General features: G+C 57.8%; 20 protein-coding genes and 1 tRNA gene. 11 read left to right on the top strand and 10 right to left on the bottom strand.

The features are described 5' to 3' along the window. Window positions 1-142: 142 nt before the first annotated feature. Both radC and map read right to left on the bottom strand, forming a co-directional pair. Window positions 143-844 carry a DNA repair protein RadC gene (radC, locus tag ABWH92_RS11770; RefSeq protein ID WP_375568576.1) on the bottom strand — a complete coding sequence of 234 codons (702 nt, stop codon included), beginning with the start codon at window positions 842-844 and terminating at the stop codon, window positions 143-145. 17 nt (window positions 845-861) lie between these two features. After that, window positions 862-1,677, bottom strand: coding sequence for a type I methionyl aminopeptidase (gene map / locus ABWH92_RS11775; RefSeq protein WP_375568578.1), 816 nt, complete (start codon window positions 1,675-1,677; stop codon window positions 862-864). A 266-nt stretch (window positions 1,678-1,943) separates the two neighbouring features. Between map and ABWH92_RS11780 the strand changes: the two genes are divergently transcribed. After that, complete coding sequence (locus ABWH92_RS11780; protein ID WP_375568580.1) at window positions 1,944-2,780, top strand: FkbM family methyltransferase; 837 nt, start codon at window positions 1,944-1,946, stop codon at window positions 2,778-2,780. On the opposite strand, the gene sfsA is transcribed toward ABWH92_RS11780, so the two are convergent. Further along, window positions 2,777-3,505, bottom strand: coding sequence for a DNA/RNA nuclease SfsA (gene sfsA, locus ABWH92_RS11785; protein ID WP_375568582.1), 729 nt, complete (start codon window positions 3,503-3,505; stop codon window positions 2,777-2,779). The two genes, ABWH92_RS11780 and sfsA, sit on opposite strands and share 4 nt — an antisense overlap. A 79-nt stretch (window positions 3,506-3,584) precedes the next feature. Here sfsA and ABWH92_RS11790 point away from each other — a divergent pair, with 79 nt between their 5' ends. From ABWH92_RS11790 to ABWH92_RS11800, 3 genes are all read left to right on the top strand, one after another. Beyond that, window positions 3,585-4,316 (top strand): competence/damage-inducible protein A, encoded by a 732-nt coding sequence (locus ABWH92_RS11790; RefSeq protein ID WP_375568584.1) that lies wholly within the window; start codon window positions 3,585-3,587, stop codon window positions 4,314-4,316. A gap of 15 nt (window positions 4,317-4,331) precedes the next feature. After that, window positions 4,332-4,844 (top strand): xanthine phosphoribosyltransferase, encoded by a 513-nt coding sequence (gene gpt, locus ABWH92_RS11795; RefSeq protein ID WP_375568586.1) that lies wholly within the window; start codon window positions 4,332-4,334, stop codon window positions 4,842-4,844. Between the two features lie 15 nt (window positions 4,845-4,859). Beyond that, window positions 4,860-4,945 (top strand) — tRNA-Leu (locus tag ABWH92_RS11800). Window positions 4,946-5,019: 74 nt separating this feature from the next. Here ABWH92_RS11800 and ABWH92_RS11805 read toward each other — a convergent pair. Together ABWH92_RS11805 and ABWH92_RS11810 are read right to left on the bottom strand one after the other, a co-directional pair. Beyond that, window positions 5,020-5,829 carry a citryl-CoA lyase gene (locus ABWH92_RS11805; protein ID WP_375568588.1) on the bottom strand — a complete coding sequence of 270 codons (810 nt, stop codon included), beginning with the start codon at window positions 5,827-5,829 and terminating at the stop codon, window positions 5,020-5,022. After that, complete coding sequence (locus tag ABWH92_RS11810; protein WP_375568590.1) at window positions 5,822-7,051, bottom strand: CaiB/BaiF CoA transferase family protein; 1,230 nt, start codon at window positions 7,049-7,051, stop codon at window positions 5,822-5,824. Before ABWH92_RS11810 ends, ABWH92_RS11805 begins: the two co-directional genes overlap by 8 nt. 129 nt (window positions 7,052-7,180) lie before the next feature. Between ABWH92_RS11810 and ABWH92_RS11815 the strand changes: the two genes are divergently transcribed. Both ABWH92_RS11815 and ABWH92_RS11820 read left to right on the top strand, forming a co-directional pair. Then, entirely contained in the window at window positions 7,181-7,798 is a 618-nt protein-coding gene (locus ABWH92_RS11815) for a glutathione S-transferase family protein (protein ID WP_375568592.1), read from the top strand. A 138-nt stretch (window positions 7,799-7,936) separates the two neighbouring features. Continuing rightward, window positions 7,937-9,586: an AMP-binding protein gene (locus ABWH92_RS11820; RefSeq protein ID WP_375568594.1), complete on the top strand. Its 1,650-nt coding sequence runs from the start codon at window positions 7,937-7,939 to the stop codon at window positions 9,584-9,586. Between the two features lie 18 nt (window positions 9,587-9,604). Here ABWH92_RS11820 and ABWH92_RS11825 read toward each other — a convergent pair whose 3' ends face one another. Next, window positions 9,605-10,732: an FAD-dependent monooxygenase gene (locus ABWH92_RS11825; RefSeq protein ID WP_375568595.1), complete on the bottom strand. Its 1,128-nt coding sequence runs from the start codon at window positions 10,730-10,732 to the stop codon at window positions 9,605-9,607. Window positions 10,733-10,740: 8 nt separating this feature from the next. Continuing rightward, window positions 10,741-10,989, bottom strand: coding sequence for a zinc-finger domain-containing protein (locus ABWH92_RS11830; protein ID WP_375568597.1), 249 nt, complete (start codon window positions 10,987-10,989; stop codon window positions 10,741-10,743). A 130-nt stretch (window positions 10,990-11,119) separates the two neighbouring features. Here ABWH92_RS11830 and ABWH92_RS11835 point away from each other — a divergent pair, with 130 nt between their 5' ends. Next, window positions 11,120-11,866: an alpha/beta fold hydrolase gene (locus ABWH92_RS11835; RefSeq protein ID WP_375568599.1), complete on the top strand. Its 747-nt coding sequence runs from the start codon at window positions 11,120-11,122 to the stop codon at window positions 11,864-11,866. Here the strand turns inward: ABWH92_RS11835 and ABWH92_RS11840 are convergent. Continuing rightward, window positions 11,863-12,651, bottom strand: a complete 789-nt coding sequence (locus tag ABWH92_RS11840) for an enoyl-CoA hydratase-related protein (RefSeq protein ID WP_375568601.1) — start codon at window positions 12,649-12,651, stop codon at window positions 11,863-11,865. The genes ABWH92_RS11835 and ABWH92_RS11840 overlap by 4 nt on opposite strands. 57 nt (window positions 12,652-12,708) lie before the next feature. Between ABWH92_RS11840 and epsC the strand changes: the two genes are divergently transcribed. Together epsC and ABWH92_RS11850 are read left to right on the top strand one after the other, a co-directional pair. Beyond that, window positions 12,709-13,590: a serine O-acetyltransferase EpsC gene (gene epsC, locus ABWH92_RS11845; protein ID WP_375568603.1), complete on the top strand. Its 882-nt coding sequence runs from the start codon at window positions 12,709-12,711 to the stop codon at window positions 13,588-13,590. An 88-nt stretch (window positions 13,591-13,678) separates the two neighbouring features. Next, a complete protein-coding gene (locus tag ABWH92_RS11850; RefSeq protein ID WP_375568605.1) occupies window positions 13,679-13,891 on the top strand; it encodes a DUF3126 family protein in 213 nt (70 codons plus the stop codon). Between the two features lie 25 nt (window positions 13,892-13,916). Here the strand turns inward: ABWH92_RS11850 and ABWH92_RS11855 are convergent, their stop codons facing one another. Then, entirely contained in the window at window positions 13,917-14,642 is a 726-nt protein-coding gene (locus ABWH92_RS11855; RefSeq protein WP_375568607.1) for a hypothetical protein, read from the bottom strand. A gap of 114 nt (window positions 14,643-14,756) precedes the next feature. Between ABWH92_RS11855 and ABWH92_RS11860 the strand changes: the two genes are divergently transcribed. Beyond that, on the top strand, window positions 14,757-15,083 hold the full coding sequence (locus tag ABWH92_RS11860) for a DUF6949 family protein (RefSeq protein WP_375568608.1): 327 nt from the start codon (window positions 14,757-14,759) through the stop codon (window positions 15,081-15,083). Between the two features lie 94 nt (window positions 15,084-15,177). Then, complete coding sequence (locus ABWH92_RS11865; protein ID WP_375568610.1) at window positions 15,178-15,711, top strand: gamma carbonic anhydrase family protein; 534 nt, start codon at window positions 15,178-15,180, stop codon at window positions 15,709-15,711. A gap of 50 nt (window positions 15,712-15,761) precedes the next feature. Here the strand turns inward: ABWH92_RS11865 and ABWH92_RS11870 are convergent, their stop codons facing one another. Further along, window positions 15,762-16,811 (bottom strand): CNNM domain-containing protein, encoded by a 1,050-nt coding sequence (locus tag ABWH92_RS11870; RefSeq protein ID WP_375568612.1) that lies wholly within the window; start codon window positions 16,809-16,811, stop codon window positions 15,762-15,764. Window positions 16,812-16,818: the final 7 nt, after the last annotated feature.

The raw sequence follows: 16,818 nt of genomic DNA on the forward strand, positions 1-16,818 counted from the left end.
CCCATATGGTTGTGCATGTCATCTCGCGCTTGGCGTCGCCGGCATATGCGAGTGCAGCATGATATGCAGGCGAAGTAAACGCGGGTTCGGTTGAACGTTGCAACGCACAAACGATGGCATGGTTCAAAAAATGCTTGGGCAGCTACTCCGCGTGCATCAAGCCTAAAGCCCGCAGGCTGGCATGACCCTCGCGTCCAACGATGATATGATCGTGAACGCTCACCCCCAGGGCTGAGGCGGCGGTGATGATCGTGCCTGTCATTTCAATGTCGGCGCGTGATGGTGTTGGGTCACCAGAGGGGTGGTTGTGCACCAAGATCATCGCTGATGCGCCGAGTTCGAGGGCTCGTTTGACCACTTCGCGGGGATAGACCGGGGTGTGATCGACGGTTCCTGATTGCAAAACCTCATCGCGCAGCAAGCGGTTCTTCTTATCCAAAAAGAGAACCCGGAATGCCTCCACCGCATCATAGGCCATGACCGCACGGCAGTAGCTCACCACATCTGACCAAGACGAAAGCACCTCCTTCTGGGCGACGTTGCCCTGAGCCAACGCCTCCGCAGCCGCGCGCACCAAAGCCAGATCGTTGGCAGTAGCTTCCTGGATGCCACGCACCTCGCATAGCTGGTTTGCCGGAGCGGTCAGAACATCGGCCAGCGAGCCGAAGCGGGCGATCAAATCCTTGGCCAGTTGCTTGGTGTCGCGCCTGGGAATGGAGCGAAAGAGCAAGAGTTCCAGCATTTCATAGTCTGCCAGAGCTTGCCGACCACCCTCAGCAAAGCGCGTGCGCAACCGTTCACGATGGCCATGAAAGTGAGGTTTTGGCGCTGACTTTTCCGACATCGATGGAGAGGACCCCGTCAGGATGTGGCGGCTTCCTCGCGCAAGGTTGGTGGCGCAAACAGACCAGCAGGCGAGGCGGTGAAGATCTCGCAGCCATCTTCGGTGACGCCGATGGAGTGCTCGTACTGGGCCGAAAGGGAGCGATCACGGGTGACGGCGGTCCAACCATCGGAGAGAATTTTCACATGGGGACGACCCAGATTGATCATCGGCTCGACGGTGAAGATCATACCGGGACGCAAATCGACACCCTCGCCAGACCTGCCATAGTGCAAGATGTTGGGGGGGAGGTGGAACACATCGCCGATGCCATGGCCGCAAAAATCGCGAACAACCGAGCAGCGCTCGGCCTCAGCATAGGTTTGGATCGCGGCACCGATGTCGCCTGTCCGGTTGCCGGGTTTGACTGCTGCGATGCCACGCATCAGCGCCAGATAAGTCACTTCAACAAGTCGTTCGGGCGCCCGTTTGATCTCGCCTACCGGATACATGCGACTGGAATCGCCATGCCAGCCGTCCAGGATCAGCGTGACATCGACATTGACGATGTCGCCTTGGCGCAGCGGCTTGGTGTTGGGAATACCATGGCACACAACGTGGTTGATCGACGTGCAGCTTGATTTGCCATAGCCGCGATAGTTCAGCGTTGCCGGTACGGCATTGTTGGCCAATGCAAAATCCATCACCGCATCGTCGATCTCCTGCGTGGTCACGCCGGGTTTGATCAGATCGATAAGCTGGTCAAGGATCGTGGCCGTCAAGCGTCCCGCGCGGTGCATGCCTTCAAAGGCTTCGGGGCCGAACAGTTTGATGGGCGGTTGCGTTTGCAGCATGGTGACCTGGCTGTGGCTTCACTTAACGTCGGCACGATGCGGTGACATCGCACACATTTGGTGTAAAAGCAGCGTCTTGAATTGGGCGCCGGACGTGACGAATGGAAATAGTCGGGTCACGACGCGATAAACTTAACCGTAATTGATCTCAAAAAGAAGGGCATCACATTGGGGCAATTACGACATCTGTTTTTGCTGCAGAGCAGCATACCAAACCTTGCGAACATCACGTGATGCCAGTCTCTGAAGAAACCAACACGTCTTCCATGTCTCAGTCTCTCAGCTCACCCCCTCAATGGGGCGCCTACACACCATCAGTTTGGATTGAGCGTTTGCGTGGCTTTTCCAGTGCACAGTCCGATGGCTATGTGGGAAAACGGCTTGCCTTTCTGGCGCGGAAAATGGCTTTGGCGGCGGTGAGTGGCCCGGTGGATGTGGACGTTTTTGGGCACAGAATGCGCATCGAACCGATGGCCAATTTGGCTGAGAAGCGCGTGCTTTTTACACCGCAATATTTTGATCCGGTAGAGCGCGATTTGCTGCGACGGGTGCTGCCTGGCGATGGGGTGTTCGTCGATATCGGCGCTAATGTCGGCGCGTACAGCTTCTTTGCTGCATCCTGCATGAGTTCGGTTGCTAAGATTTTGGCTATTGAACCCCAGCCGGATGTTTATCAGCGTCTCTGTGACAACATTGCTTACAATCCTGGTGTACCGATTGAGCCGATTGCGCTGGCTGTTGCCGACGTTGATGGGCCGATCCAACTGTTTGTGGACAGTGGCAATGCCGGCGAAACCAGTATGCGGCGCGTGCGCAGTGACACGCATTCCGCCACTATGATTGAGGTGCAGGCCAAGCCGCTGTCGTCGATCCTTGGCGAGCGCGATCTGCCACGTATCGATGCGCTGAAGATCGATATTGAAGGTGCTGAAGATTTGGCTCTGGTGCCTTTCTTCCAAGATGGGCCGGAAAGCCTTTGGCCGCGCCTGATGATCATTGAGAACAGCCCGGAGAGCTGGCAAACCAATTGCATCACGCTGGCGCAGAGCAAGGGTTATCAGGTGATCGCCGAGACGCGCCTTAACGTGGTGCTGACGCGCTAGGGCGCGACGAACTCCACCATCCCACAGGGCGTGATTGCGTCTTGGGTCACAGCGCAATCGAGCGCCAGAACCTCAACACCAGCATTGATGGCGTTGGTCAGTGCAGTCGCATATTTGGGATCGATGTCCGCAGCCACGCTCATCGTTTGTGCGCCGGGCCATTGTGCCACAAAAAGCATGACCGCCCGGTGTCCCGCTTCGACCATGGCTGAAAGCTCAGCCAGATGCTTGGCGCCTCGCGCGGTGACTGAATCTGGAAATTCCAAATGCCCAGCTTGGCGCATTAGGTGGACGTTCTTCACCTCCACATAGGTGAGGGGCGCAGCGTCAGTTTCAAGCAAAATGTCGATGCGGGATTTTTCGCCATATTTTTGCTCGCGCTTTAATCTGTCAAAACCTGTCAGGCCTGGAACCAATCCGGCGACAATTGCTTCTTCGGCAAGCTTGTTGGGGTGCATCGTGTTGATGCCAACCAGGCAAGGGCTGCCAGGACCCTCTACATGTTCCAGCTCGTAGGTGTAGGCCAGCTTGCGCTTGGAGTTGGGAGAGCGGGATACAAAAACCGGCGCGCCAGGACGAGCAAGGCCCATCATCGATCCAGGGTTAGGACAATGGATGGTGATCATCTGACCGGCATCCGGCCCAGTGATCATTTCAACGTCCGCTAGGAAGCGTTTGTAGCGTTTGATCAGCCGCGCTTCAAAAAGGGGTGTGGGAAACTGCATCCTTTTGGCTTGGCGGCGGCGCAGCGAAATTGCAAGCGTCCCAAGGCGGGTTTAGGGATGCGTGCACAGGAGAGTGCAAATGACAGCCACAGCATCCATGCTGGTGATCGGGGATGAAATCCTTTCAGGCAAAACCAAGGACAAGAACATCGGTGTGCTTGCCGATGCGCTGACCATGGTGGGCATTGACCTGATCGAGGTGCGCATCGTGTCTGATGAAGAGGGTGCGATTATCTCCGCTCTCAATGCCATGCGCACCAGCACCACCTACGTGTTCACCTCCGGTGGCATCGGACCAACCCATGATGACATCACAGCCGACAGCGTGGCCAAAGCGTTTGGTGTCGGTATTGGCGTTGATCCACGAGCTTACGCGTTGCTTTCTGACTTCTATGACCGCACCGGGCGCGAGATGAACGCTGGGCGTGAACGCATGACACGCATTCCCGACGGTGCCGATTTGATCGATAATCCGGTTTCGATCGCGCCAGGTTTTCGCCTGGGCAACGTTCACGTCATGGCTGGCGTGCCGTCGGTTTTCGCGGCGATGCTGGAAAGCGTCTTGCCGAGCCTCAATGGTGGTGTGCCAATCTCTGTCCAAACTCTGCCGTTCAATTGCGGCGAAGGGGATTTGGCTGAAAGTCTTGCGTCCATTGACTCCCATTTTCCAACCGTGGCCATTGGTAGTTATCCCAAACTCACCAATGGACGCTTCACCACCGAGATTGTGCTGCGCTCACGCGATAAAGCCGCGCTTGACGCCGCCACCCAAGCAGCCCAAAAGCTGCGCACCCAAATGAACGCCGACTAGCCAAGGACCGATCTTGTGAGTGACCCCCTCAACGACAAAGCCTTCCCGGTCTCCTGGGATCAGTTCCACCGCGATGCTCGAGCTTTGGCTTGGCGCCTGGCCGAAAAAGGGCCGTTCGATTCCATGGTAACGATCACCCGTGGTGGGTTGGTGCCTGCGGCCATTGTGTGCCGCGAACTGGGCATTCGCACCATCGATACGGTGTCCATTGCAAGCTATGATCATGGCGGCACAGGTGAGCAGACGCAAGGAGCACTGGCGATCCTGAAAACAGTCTCCAGCAAAATTCTCGATACCAAGGGTGTTGGTGTTTTGATCATTGATGATCTGGTCGACACGGGCAAAACCGCCCAGGAGGTGCGCTCAATGTTGCCAGAGGCACATTTTGCCACCGTTTATGCCAAGCCGATGGGCCGCCCGTTGGTCGACACGTTCGTGACCGAAGTGAGCCAGGACACCTGGATTTATTTCCCTTGGGACCTTGGCTATTCGTTTGTTCCACCCATCGCCAAAGATGCTGGCGACTGATTGAGGAACCACGCTGCGGGCGTGATGGAATTGGTAGACATACGGGACTTAAAATCCCGAGGCCCTAGGCCGTGCGGGTTCGAGTTCCGCCGCCCGCACCACGAACGACGAAACACTAAAATCATAGCCAGGCGGCAGCGTTTGCGTGATGCTTTGTCCACCGCGGACGCAAAGCTTAGTCAACGTCTTTGTTCTCGGAATCGCCCGTATAGGTCCATCGGTAATCTGGTGGTGTTGGGCCTTTGTTGCGACCGCCTTGCTGCATTTGTTCCCAGGCATGGGCGATGACGCCGACAGAGCGTGAAAGGCAAAAAAGCCCTCGGGCCAGCGGCCCTTCAAAGCCGAGTTCTGCGTAAATCACCGCCGTTGCTCCATCGATGTTCATTGGCACCGGCTTGTCCTTGCGGGTGTTGAGCACGGTTTGGACCGCGCGAGAGATCGCGGCGAACTCACCGGTGACGGTGCCGTGAGAAGCGGCTTCATCCACCAAGCTCAGAAGCCGTGGCGCCCGCGGATCTTCAGGCTTGTGAAAGCGGTGGCCAAAACCTGGAATGAACCGTGTGCGCTCAGATTGCCAATGGTCGATGGCTTGCTCGGTGGCTTTTTCAATGGGTGTGCCCGAGGCGACTGCATCTTTGATCCATCCGTAGAGCTCCACTGCCTGCTCTCCGGCGCCTCCATGCACATCGTCCAACATGTTGACCGCCGACGCCATGGCACCGTTCAAGCCCAGCCCGCAGGTCACTGCCATGCGGGCTGTTGCGATCGAAGGGGCCTGAGGGCCGTGATCGACGGCAGCAACCAACGCACACTCCAACAGCGTGGCTTGCTCAGGCGAGGGCATCTGTCCGCGCACCATCAACCAGATCATCTGCGGAAAGGTCACCTGGCCGATAAGATCTTGAACTGGGTGGCCGCGCAACGCGATGCGGCCGGGCTCCATGTCGATGATGCTGGTGGACCACCAATCCGAGACGTCACTCATGGTTTGGGCCTTCTGTTTGGGCGCGGGTGATGATGTGCCGGTCAGCCAGAGTGGTGATCTCCGTCTGCGATAGGCCAAGCTTGGTCAGCACGTCTTCTGTGTCCGCGCCAAGGGCAGGTGGGTTGGCTGAAAGACGGGTCGCGCGACCATCCATTTCGATGGGTAGGGCAGGGAGCTTGGTTATCACACCGCCTGGCAGCAGGGTCTCCAACAAGCGGCCATTGGCGTTGAGATGGGGGTCGTCAAAAAGCTGTTCCGGTTGAGCGATGTGGGCAAAGGGGAGTTTGGCCTCTGTTGCCTTTTCAGTCAGCTCATCAAGCGTGAGTAAGCCGATGATCTGGCCCATTCTTGGCATCAATCGGTCGCGCTCTTCGATTCGCTGATTGTTGGTGGTAAGCGACTGATCACCGGCCAAACTGGGTTGCTCAAAGACCTCACAAAACCGCACCCAATGACGATCTGAGGTGATACCCAGAAACACGCGTTCCCCATCGCTGGTGGTGAATTGATCATAGACTGCCCAGGCTGATACGCGCGCGGGCATGGGCGGTACGGGATCATCAGAGAGCGCGGCATACGCCAGATGCTGGCCCATCAAAAACATCGCTGATTCAAACAGGTTGGAGGTGACCAGCTGTCCGGTGCCGGTTGTCTCGCGCTCGCGCAGAGCGGCTTGGATGGCGATCACACCGAACATGCCGCCCATAATATCAACCACCGATGAGCCTGCCCGCAATGGTTGGCCTGGTGGGCCAGTCATATAAGCAAGGCCGCTCATCATCTGGACCACTTCATCCAACGCGACGCGGTTTTCATAAGGACCGGCAGAGAACCCTTTAAGTGCCAAATAGATCAGTTGAGGGTGATCGTGTTTCAGCGCGTCATGGCCGAGGCCCAAACGCTCCATTGTGCCTGGACCAAAGTTCTCAATGAGCACATCAGCGGTCGCAATCAAGCGCTTGGCGAGCGCCAACCCGTCTGGTGTTTTGAGATCGATCGCGACGCTTTTCTTGTTGCGGTTGAAGAACGGGAAATAGCCCGTCCCAAAACCTTTCAGCTTACGCGTTGGATCACCGCCCGGTGCCGGTTCCACGCGGATCACCTCTGCGCCGAGATCAGCCAAGATCATGCCCGCGGTCGGACCCATCACGGTGTGGCCGAAATCAAGAACCCGAAGATTGGCCAGCGGCATTGGCGTTGAAGTTTGGGTTTTCGATGGCATGGGCATCCTCTGATCGCGCAACGCTCTCTGCCTATCACATTCGCGTGGTTGCGGGAGTCTAAGGCTAGCCAACCGAGCGGGCGAGGCGCATATCGCGCGCCAACAGTCTCTTTTTGAACAGGAATTCCTATGATTACCCTTCACACTTGGAACACGCCCAACGGGCAAAAGCCGGCGATCATGCTGGAAGAACTTGGCCTTACCTATGATGTGGTGATGGTCGATATCGGCAGAGGCGAACAGCACGAAGCTGACTTTCGCGCCATCAGTCCAAACGGGAAGATCCCAGCACTCGTCGATGGCGATACAACCATGTTTGAATCTGGTGCGATCTTGATGCATCTGGCTGAAAAGCACGGACGCTTTCTGCCAGCTGAGGGCCAAGCGCGCACCGATGCGCTGGTTTGGACCTTTTGGCAGGTTGGCGGCCTTGGTCCGATGATTGGCCAGTGGGGTCACTTTTCGCGGCTTGAGGAAAAGCATCCCTATGCCATCGAACGCTATCTGGCCGAGTCCATTCGTCTGCTGGAGGTTATGGAAGAGCGTCTTTCCAAGAACGCTTATCTTGCAGGCGAGGACTACACCATCGCCGACATGATGAGCTTTCCTTGGGTGAAGGGTGGCTACAAGTTTTTGAGCAACGCGTCACCCGACCGCTTGCCACCGCTGAAAGCTGTTCGGGCTTGGGTGGATACAATTGATGCGCGCCCGGCGGTTCAAACCGCTCTTGCGCGTCTTAAAAGCTAGGCAAACCCGCCTCCAATTCCGGCATAGCTCGGTGTTGGAGGCGGTTCACATTTGGTTTCGCTGCAACGCTTCCTATGTTAGACATACGTAAAACAACGTGCCCGGCGCGACGGCGCTGCTCACGGGGAGGAGAAGCGTATGATGCAGCAGTTGGCGTCGCCGGTGGGCGGTGGAGGTGTGAACTCTGAGCCTTTGGCGGTTGGCAACAAATCTGTTGCGCTGCCTGAGCAGGGCAAAGAGCCTTGGCGCAAATCGCTGTTCACCGCACTTACTGACGCCCGGGCCAAGTACGGCGGCAAAACGGTCGTCTACAATGATTTTGCCAAGACCTCGCTGACTTTTGATCGATTGACGCTGGGTGCCATGCTGCTCGGCGACAAATTGCGTGATCTGGGAAGGCCTGAAGCGCCGCTTGGCATTCTCCTGCCCAACGCATCCGGCGTCGCTGCTGTTTTCTTCGCCTGCCAATCGATTGGCAGGGTACCGGCAATGCTGAATTATTCGAGCGGATTGCGTAGCCTGAATGCCGCTTGCGATGCCGCTGAGATCACGGTGATCATTTCTTCGCGTGCTTTCATCGAAAAGGCGGGCTTGGAAGACCTTGTCGAAGGACTGTCAAAGCGCTGCGAGTTTGTCTGGACGGAGGATCTGCGCGCCAGCATCGGCACGGTTGATAAGATCAAAGGCATGGTGCGTCTTAAGCTTGGCCTCAACAGTGTGCCAGGCCACAACGTATCGCCCGATGCCGTGGCCGTTATGGTCTTCACCTCTGGCACCGAAGGCGTGCCTAAAGGCGTGGCGTTGACCCACGCCAATCTGCTGTCCAACTGTTGGCAGTTTGACCAGGTCATCGATTTGCGTCCTGGAGATATGTTCTTCACCGCACTGCCCGTGTTTCACACTTTCGGCCTGACAGCCGGTTTGATTGCAGGGGTCGTGCTGGGCGTTGGCGCTTACTTTTATCCTTCGCCGCTGCATTACAAAGAAATTCCTGCCCATGTGCGCAAGTCGGGCGCAAAAATTGTCGTTTCCACCGACACGTTCGTGAATGGCTGGATCAAGTCCGCCGAGCCCGATGACTTCAAGAACGTTCGTTTGATGGTTCTCGGCGCCGAACGGGTGCGAGAGCAGACGCGCAAGCTCTTCAAGGACAAGTTCGATATTGAGCTCTTGGAAGGCTATGGCGTAACGGAAACGGCGCCTGTTCTTGCTGCCAACCACGAAGACGATAACACGCCCGGCACGGTCGGCTACATGATGCCAGCCATCGAGCATAAGGTGGAGCCAGTGCCAGGCCTCACCGAGGGCGGGCGTCTCATGGTGCGTGGGCCCAATGTCATGGCGGGTTATGTGAAAGTGGATGCGCCAGGCGTCGTTCAACCCCTGCCTGATGGTTGGCATGATACCGGTGACATCGTCGATATCGATGAAAAGGGCCGTATCAGCATCAAAGGTCGCGCCAAGCGATTTGCCAAGCTGGGCGGTGAGATGGTCTCACTAAGTGCTGTGGAAGCCTATGTCAGCCAGGTTTGGCCCGATGCCACCCATGCGGTGGTTGCCATTCCTGACCCGCGCAAGGGCGAAACGCTGGTGCTGGTCACTGAGAAAGATGACCCCGACCTCAAGGAAGTGCGCGCTTGGGCCAAAGAGCATGGCGTGGCCGAGCTGATGTTGCCCAAGAAGGTTGTGAGCGTTGAGGAACTGCCGGTGCTTGGCACGGGCAAACTCAACTATGGGGCGCTGGATGAGCTGGCAAACCCTGTCCAGGCCGAAGACACGGCAGCCTAGGCGGCCAGGCTTGTTCGATCAGGTTTCGCTCGCCTTCCAACCGTAAAGCCAGTCGAAGCGTGCGAGCAGGCTTGGCCCTGAGCGAGTTTTGAGAACGGTGTTGCGGGCAAACGCTGCCGGTCCGGTGAGGTGATAGATTTTACCGTTGCGGGACGCCTCGTTCCACACGCGTGTCACCCTCGGTTTGCGGGCCATTTCGTAGCGTGCCAGTGCTTGGTCGACCTGCGGGGCCGAGGTGAGCATCTGCGCCAAGAGCCACGCATCCTCGATCGCCATAGCACCGCCCTGGGCGACAAAGGGCAGCATGGCGTGTGCAGCATCGCCGACCAGCGCCACGTGATCATTCACCCAAGGCGCTTGCGGATCGACGCCAAACAGCGGCCATGGCGTCCAATCATCTTGCGCGTCAAGCTGCGCGCGAATCCCTCGATCCCATTCGGCAAACGCTTTGGTGAGCAGGCCTTTGGGATTGGCCCGAATGGGGCGCGGATCATCGGCTTGCGCGATGGCAACAAGGTTTCGCGCCTTGCCGGCACTTATCGGGTAGTCGACAAGGTGCGCATTTGGCCCCAGCCAAACATGGGTTTCAGGTTCTGTTTCGATCTTCTCAACCGGCACTGTTGTGCGCCAGGCGACATACCCGCAGAACCGTTTGTGCGATGGGCTGCGTAACAGAGCGCGCCAGTCTGAATGCACACCATCGGCAGCGATGACCAGCTGCTCAGGCTGATGAACGTCGATCGTCGTGCCCAGCTCGATGGTGATTTTTGGATGCGCCTCACAGGCCGCCACGAGTACCTTTTGCAAGTCCGCGCGGTGAATCACCAGATAGGGCGCTTCAAAGCGGGCTTCGGCCTCTTGTCCCAGCGGCACATGCGCCAGTTGTCCACCGTTTCGGCCATCGCCGATGGTGATCCGTGCTGGCGCAACGGCGTGATTTTGAAGGTTTGGCAAAAGACCCAGAGCGCGCAAAATCGCTGTCGCATTGGGCGATAGCTGGATGCCTGCTCCAACCTCTTCAAAGCTTTTGGCTTTCTCATAGACCGTGCAGGCCACAGAACGATGCGCAAGGCTAAGCGCTGTCGTTAGCCCGGCAATGCCACCGCCGATTATGGGGATTGGGTCTTTTGGAAGGGAGTTGGCCACGAATGCGACTAGGCCGCGTCTTCACCCGCCCACACGCTCTCGCCAGGCGAGGCGCCGTGCTCGCCCAGAGCTTCGTTGTAAACGTAAAGCGTTGAGCAGTAGGGGCAGACCTTTTCGTGCTCGTCGCCGAATGTCAGAAACACGTGTGGGTGATCAAAAGGCGGCTTGGCGCCGATGCACATAAACGAATGCGCCCCAACTTCGACCCGCGGTAGGCCATCATGATTGTGGACATGGAGAATTGCCTTGTCGGCCATGGTCTGCCCTTTAAGCGTTAGGTGTGGACGTCAAGCCGTCTAGCGCGGCTTTCAAGGTACAGCAAGCGGGCTATTTGTCGTTGACGTCGATCACTGATATTTCGCGGCGCAAACCAGTGAGGTGCCGTGTATGCAAAGCTTTGATTCTGATGGTGTTGAGATTGCCTTCCATGAGGAGGGTGAGGGCAAACCGATCCTTCTTATCCACGGCTTTGCCTCCAATCATCAGATCAACTGGGTGGGGCCTGGTTGGTTTCAAACTCTTGCCGGGGCCGGGTACCGCGTGATTGCGCTTGATAATCGTGGTCACGGTCAAAGCGAGAAGCTCTACGACCCGGCCTTCTATCCATCGCGCGTGATGGCTGGTGACGCTCGCCGCTTGCTGGATCATCTGGGTATCGAACAGGCGGCTGTTGTTGGGTATTCCATGGGTGCCCGCATCTCTGCTTTTTTGAGCATGGATGCGCCGGATCGCGTTTCCAAACTCGTGTTTGGTGGCCTCGGCATCAACATGGTGCGCGGCATCGGTGGTTCTGAGAAAATTGCGCAAGCGCTGCGCTCAGAAACGCTCAGCGAGGTGGAAGACCCCGGCGCGCGGGCGTTCCGGGTCTTTGCGGAGCAAACCAAGTCTGACCGCGAGGCACTGGCGACATGCATTCTTGCCTCCCGCGATCCGATCACGGAGGCCGATGTCCGCAGTATCTCGCATTCTGCCCTGGTGGCTGTTGGTACCAAGGATGTTGTTTCCGGCGATGGCCAGGCGTTGGTTGATCTGCTGCCCAAAGGCCAATTCTTGGACATAACGAACCGCGATCACATGACGGCTGTTGGCGACAAGACATTCAAGGCTGGTGTGTTGGACTTTCTGGGCGTTTAGCGTCCTGAGAAAGTTGGCTTGCGCTTGTCGAGAAACGCTTGCCACCCTTCGGCATAATCCTCTGACGCAAAACAGGCCTCAGCGTCCTGGCGCGCGATCTCCTCTCGTCCAGGTTCCAGTGCTGCAGCGATAGCTGACTTTGCAGCGCGCTGGGTGAGGGGCGCGCGTGAGAGGATTGTGGTGATCAGGTGATTTGCGGCCTCATCGAGCGCATCGCTTTCCACCATGTCTTCGAGAAACCCAATACGCAGTGCCACATCGGCAGCAATCGGATCAGCGGTAAAAAACAGTTTTTTGGTCGCTCCTGGGCCAATCAGGCGTACCAGATCGCGAACCCCATCAACGGGATAAGCCAGGCCCAGCTTGGCGGCTGGTACCGCAAATGTTGCGCTTGATGCTGCCAAACGCAGATCGCAGGCAGCAGCCAGTCCGATGCCACCACCAAAACAAAAACCTTCAATGAGGGCCAGTGTTGGCGTTGTGGCGTCGCGCAGAGCGGCAAAGGCTGCGCTGTTAGAAGCTTCATAGGTTTTGGCGCGGTCAAGATTACCGCGATTTTCGGCGAACTCAGAGATGTCAGCGCCAGAAACAAAGGTTCCTGCATGACCGCGTAGGGTGATGAGGTGAATGGAGGTATCCTGATCGGCCCGGCGGACGTGCTCGGCGATTTGCTTCCACATGACAAGCGAAACGGCGTTGCGCCGTGCGGGATTGCAGATTGTCAGGGCCGCATGGCCATCCTTGATATCGCTTTTTACGATGCCACCTTCATCATTGCTTGCCATGATTGCGATAGACTCCCGGTTGGAAAGTTTTCTCAGCCAGCTATAACTCTCCTTGAGATGAACAAACACAGCCATCCGAATGAGGCCGCAGACCTTTCCTCTGACGTGCCATTGGTCACCCCGCAGGATCCGATCTGGCGAGCTGTGCGCGACGATGCGCTCGCCGCCGTTGACCGTGACCCGGCAACCGCCCCCATGTTCGACGCCTTGGTGCTGCGGCACACAAGCTTGGAAGATGCGGTGATTGCCGTGCTTTGCTCGCGGCTTGCCGATGCGTTTTGGGCCGATCAGGCGCTCTGCAAGCTGTTGCATCAGGCGCTGCAAAAAGATCCAGATATCTTCCAGCACCTGGCAGCTGATATGCAGGCCGTCTACGACCGCGATCCTGCCTGCTACCGCTATGTTGAACCGCTGCTCTACTTCAAAGGGTTCCAGGCATTGCAAACCCAGCGCTTCTCCTACGCGCTGTGGAAGGATGGGCGCAAAGATATGGCGCTTTATCTGCAAAGCCGGATGAGCGCCGTGTTCCAGGTTGATATCAACCCTGCCTCCCAATTGGGTGGCGGTATTTTCTTTGATCATGCCACTGGCATCGTCATTGGTGAGACAGCGGTGATCGACGACAATGTGTCCATCATGCAGAACGTGACGCTGGGTGGGACAGGCAAAGAGGGTGGTGATCGTCACCCCAAGGTTCAGTGTGGTGTGCTGGTTGGCTCCGGTGCCAAGGTGCTTGGTAACATCACGCTTGGCCAAGGCTCGCGCGTGGCCGCCAGTTCCGTGGTGCTTGACTCCGTGCCACCGCTGGCAACGGTGGCCGGTATCCCGGCTAAGATCGTGAGTATGGCCAAACCCAAAGGCCCTGATTGTATGCCATCGCTGAGCATGGACCAGACCGTGCCGCATGAACGCCATGTGGATAGCGGGTCTGGCATCTGATCAAGCGGCCGCGATGGCGTTGCAACCAAGCAGCCATCGCGCTTACATGCTGCCACATTCACTGATTTGCACACCCAAGGAGTAGGCTATGCAAGCCGAGGAACTATCGAAGCTGGAAGCCTATCTGAAGCGCCTGTTCGACTCGCCCACCATCACCGTGCGGGCACGGCCACGCAAAGGTGATTCCGCGGAAGTCTATGTGGGTGAAGAGTTTGTTGGCCTCATTCATAAAGATGATGAGGACGAGGACGACCTGTCTTACAACTTCACCATGGCGATCTTGGATTTCGACCTGAATTAGAGGCTATTGGCCGCCTTCATAGGCCTCAGCCTTCGTAGTCTTGGCTGGAGCGGGCGAGCATCAGCAGAAAGCTCAAAATGCTCTCATCAAGGTCGCGCCATTGCTCCAAGAGCGAGGGTGAGAAGCGGTAGGTAACCGTCAGGCCGTTGGTTAGCACCACATCGCGGTAGCAGGTTTCCCATACCGTCTCGCCGCCACCTGCGCAGCGAGCGGCAAAGCCTGAGCCGGTCGCAATGTCATAAAGCACGGTTTCATCGACATAACCGGCCTGCGGGTCGAGTTGGCGACGTACCAGGCCGCTTTGCGTGTGCTCGATAGGGCCGACAAAGACCTCACGGTAGACCGTGCCGAGAAGATCGGTGGTGTCCATCGCGCCGTCGACATCGCTGATGCCGATGAAAACAATGTGCTCGCGTGGCGTGTTGCGCAGCGTTTCAGCGTCGCCCAGTGGCGCCATAGTTGGCCAAGCAAGGGCCAGATCGATACCCGGCAAGACCCCATTTCTGTGCTGCTCGGCAAAGCGCAGATAGCCGGTTGGCACGCGGAAATTGATGCCACCAATGACCAGCTCATACGAGGCTTCTTCCCCGCGCTCAATGCTGCCGGTGGACACCACCAAACCCATGTGCCGTAGGCTTGCATGGCCGATAAACAGTGCACTTAAGAGGATGAGCGCGCCGGTCAAAAAGGAGAACGGCAAGATCGCAAAACCGCGGTCGTGACGTAGGATAGGGTGGTCAGCTTGGATCATGCCGTGAAAATACGGCGCTCTGAGTTAACACCTGGTTTACCATCCGGCACGGTCCTTGCGGCGTCCTGGTTCAAGCGCCCGGCAGTGGCGCAAAGTGAAACAGGACCTTCCTTCATGAGCGAACCGCTTCTCTTCACCTATGCTGCTGCGTGCGGCTTTGTTGTTGCTGCTCTTTTGGCAACTGGATACCAGCTTCTGGCCAACCGACCGGCGCGTTTTGAGATGGTGCGCGATGTGCCGGAAGCCTCGCTTTTTGGGGCGATTTGGCGGGTTGTCCTGATTGTTTGGGCAGCGCCATATATCATCACACGCAACGCGGTGCGCGGACGTCTCATCGAGCGTCGCCCTTTGGGGTGGCTCTTTGCTAGCTTCTTCATCGCCACTGTTTGGAGCGTTTGCGCTGGCGTTGTGGTGCTCAGCTTTGCCGTTGTGATGACGTGACAGGGTGGCGCTAACCCCTGTACCGTTGCGTGACAGATTCCAAGGTGAGCCTCATCTTGGGACAGGATCGGGCGTTGAAACGAGGGGATAGACCGTGGCGCTGTATGAACTTGATGGTGTGCGGCCAGATATCATCGACCCTGAAAGCGTTTGGGTGGCGCCATCAGCGCGGGTAATCGGCAAGGTGCGGCTGCACCCTGGTGCCAATGTTTGGTTTGGCGCGGTGCTACGCGGCGACAATGAGTGGATCGATATCGGTCCGGACACTAACGTCCAAGACATGGTGATGATGCACACCGACCCCGGTTTTCCGCTGACGGTCGGGCGCGGGTGCACGGTTGGTCACCGCGCCATCCTGCACGGCTGCACGCTTGGCGATTACGCGCTGGTGGGCATGGGAGCCACGGTGCTGAACGGAGCATCAATTGGCAGCAATGCAATCATCGGTGCCAATGCGCTGGTGTCGGAGCGCAAAGCGATTGCCGAGCGCTCTTTGGCTGTTGGCGTGCCTGCTCGCGAGGTCAAAGAGCTGGGTGATGGCGCGTGCACGATGCTGGAGAAATCCGCCGCGCACTATGTGGAGAACGCCACCCGGTTCCGCGAGGGGCTTAAACGGATCGACGATTGAGGCGCTGACAAACGCTATCTGATCAGCCGTTGTTGTTTGGTGGTTTGGCGTTATTCAGCCGCCGCGCCATCTTCAACTTTACGCAGCTGTTTGGCGCGGGCGCGGGCCACCTTTCGCAGGTCGGCGGCTTTGTCGTGCTCGTCCATGATCTCGGTGCCGAGCAGGGTTTCCAGCACATCTTCCATGGTGACGAGGCCCGCCGTCCCGCCATAATCATCTTCAACCAAAGCGATGTGAGCGTCCCGGTCCATCAGGCTGTCGAGAAGGCTGTCGAGGTCGGTTCCTTCAGAAACGCGCGGTATCTCTCGGCTGAAGGTTTGCACGGTTTGCTCGCCTTTGCCGCGAGCAGCGGCCAGCAGCAGGTCACGCGTGAGCGCAAAGCCACGCACATCATCGATTGTTTCCCCAGTAACGGGCAGCCGCGAGTGGGTGAACACATCGCGTTCGGCCAAAACCTCCGCAATTGTCGCCTCAGCGCGCACATGCTCGATCACCGTGCGCGGCGTCATCACCTCTTTGGTGGCGATTTCAGGCAGGCGGAAAAGGTTGGCGACAACGCGCGTTTCATCCTCTTCCACCACGCCGAGACGCTGACCTGCCGTGGCCAGCGCTGTGATCTCATCGCGTGAGACCTCTGCTTCAATTTTGCCGCGTGTGAGCAGCCGCGTGATCCACTGGCTCATCCAGACCAGCGGCAGTTGAGCGATGATGAGCCAGGGCAGAACCCGCACGGCAAAGGGGGCGAGGGGGCGCCAATAGGTGGCGCCTAGCGTTTTGGGAATGATTTCAGAAAGAACGAGGATGCCGAGGGTCAGGAGTGCGGAAAATATACCAACGCCTGCATCGTCAAACACCATGGCGGCCTGCGCGCCTGCGCCGGTGGCACCGACTGTGTGGGCGATGGTGTTGAGCGAAAGGATGGCGGCCAAGGGCCGCTCGATATCGGTGCGCAGGCGTCGGAGCTTTTGGGCGAGCTTGGGACGATCTTCCTCGGCGGCCTCAACAAAGGAGGGGGTGATCGACAGAAGCACCGCTTCGAGAATGGAGCAGAGAAAGGACACACCTATCGCCAGCACGACAAAAAGGATGAGCAGGGTCACAGGTTGG

It is taken from the genome of Ahrensia marina (assembly GCF_042140245.1).
GTDB lineage: Bacteria > Pseudomonadota > Alphaproteobacteria > Rhizobiales > MH13 > MH13.

Coding starts and splice junctions, on each gene's coding strand:
- ABWH92_RS11790 (WP_375568584.1), top strand. CDS start 3,585: ATGACAGCCACAGCATCCATGCTGGTGATCGGGGATGAAATCCTTTCA.
- ABWH92_RS11805 (WP_375568588.1), bottom strand. CDS start 5,829: ATGAGTGACGTCTCGGATTGGTGGTCCACCAGCATCATCGACATGGAG.
- ABWH92_RS11850 (WP_375568605.1), top strand. CDS start 13,679: ATGCAAGCCGAGGAACTATCGAAGCTGGAAGCCTATCTGAAGCGCCTG.
- ABWH92_RS11835 (WP_375568599.1), top strand. CDS start 11,120: ATGCAAAGCTTTGATTCTGATGGTGTTGAGATTGCCTTCCATGAGGAG.
- ABWH92_RS11815 (WP_375568592.1), top strand. CDS start 7,181: ATGATTACCCTTCACACTTGGAACACGCCCAACGGGCAAAAGCCGGCG.
- ABWH92_RS11820 (WP_375568594.1), top strand. CDS start 7,937: ATGATGCAGCAGTTGGCGTCGCCGGTGGGCGGTGGAGGTGTGAACTCT.
- ABWH92_RS11780 (WP_375568580.1), top strand. CDS start 1,944: ATGTCTCAGTCTCTCAGCTCACCCCCTCAATGGGGCGCCTACACACCA.
- epsC (WP_375568603.1), top strand. CDS start 12,709: ATGAACAAACACAGCCATCCGAATGAGGCCGCAGACCTTTCCTCTGAC.
- map (WP_375568578.1), bottom strand. CDS start 1,677: ATGCTGCAAACGCAACCGCCCATCAAACTGTTCGGCCCCGAAGCCTTT.
- ABWH92_RS11840 (WP_375568601.1), bottom strand. CDS start 12,651: ATGGCAAGCAATGATGAAGGTGGCATCGTAAAAAGCGATATCAAGGAT.
- ABWH92_RS11810 (WP_375568590.1), bottom strand. CDS start 7,051: ATGCCATCGAAAACCCAAACTTCAACGCCAATGCCGCTGGCCAATCTT.
- ABWH92_RS11860 (WP_375568608.1), top strand. CDS start 14,757: ATGAGCGAACCGCTTCTCTTCACCTATGCTGCTGCGTGCGGCTTTGTT.
- ABWH92_RS11855 (WP_375568607.1), bottom strand. CDS start 14,642: ATGATCCAAGCTGACCACCCTATCCTACGTCACGACCGCGGTTTTGCG.
- sfsA (WP_375568582.1), bottom strand. CDS start 3,505: ATGCAGTTTCCCACACCCCTTTTTGAAGCGCGGCTGATCAAACGCTAC.
- radC (WP_375568576.1), bottom strand. CDS start 844: ATGTCGGAAAAGTCAGCGCCAAAACCTCACTTTCATGGCCATCGTGAA.
- ABWH92_RS11830 (WP_375568597.1), bottom strand. CDS start 10,989: ATGGCCGACAAGGCAATTCTCCATGTCCACAATCATGATGGCCTACCG.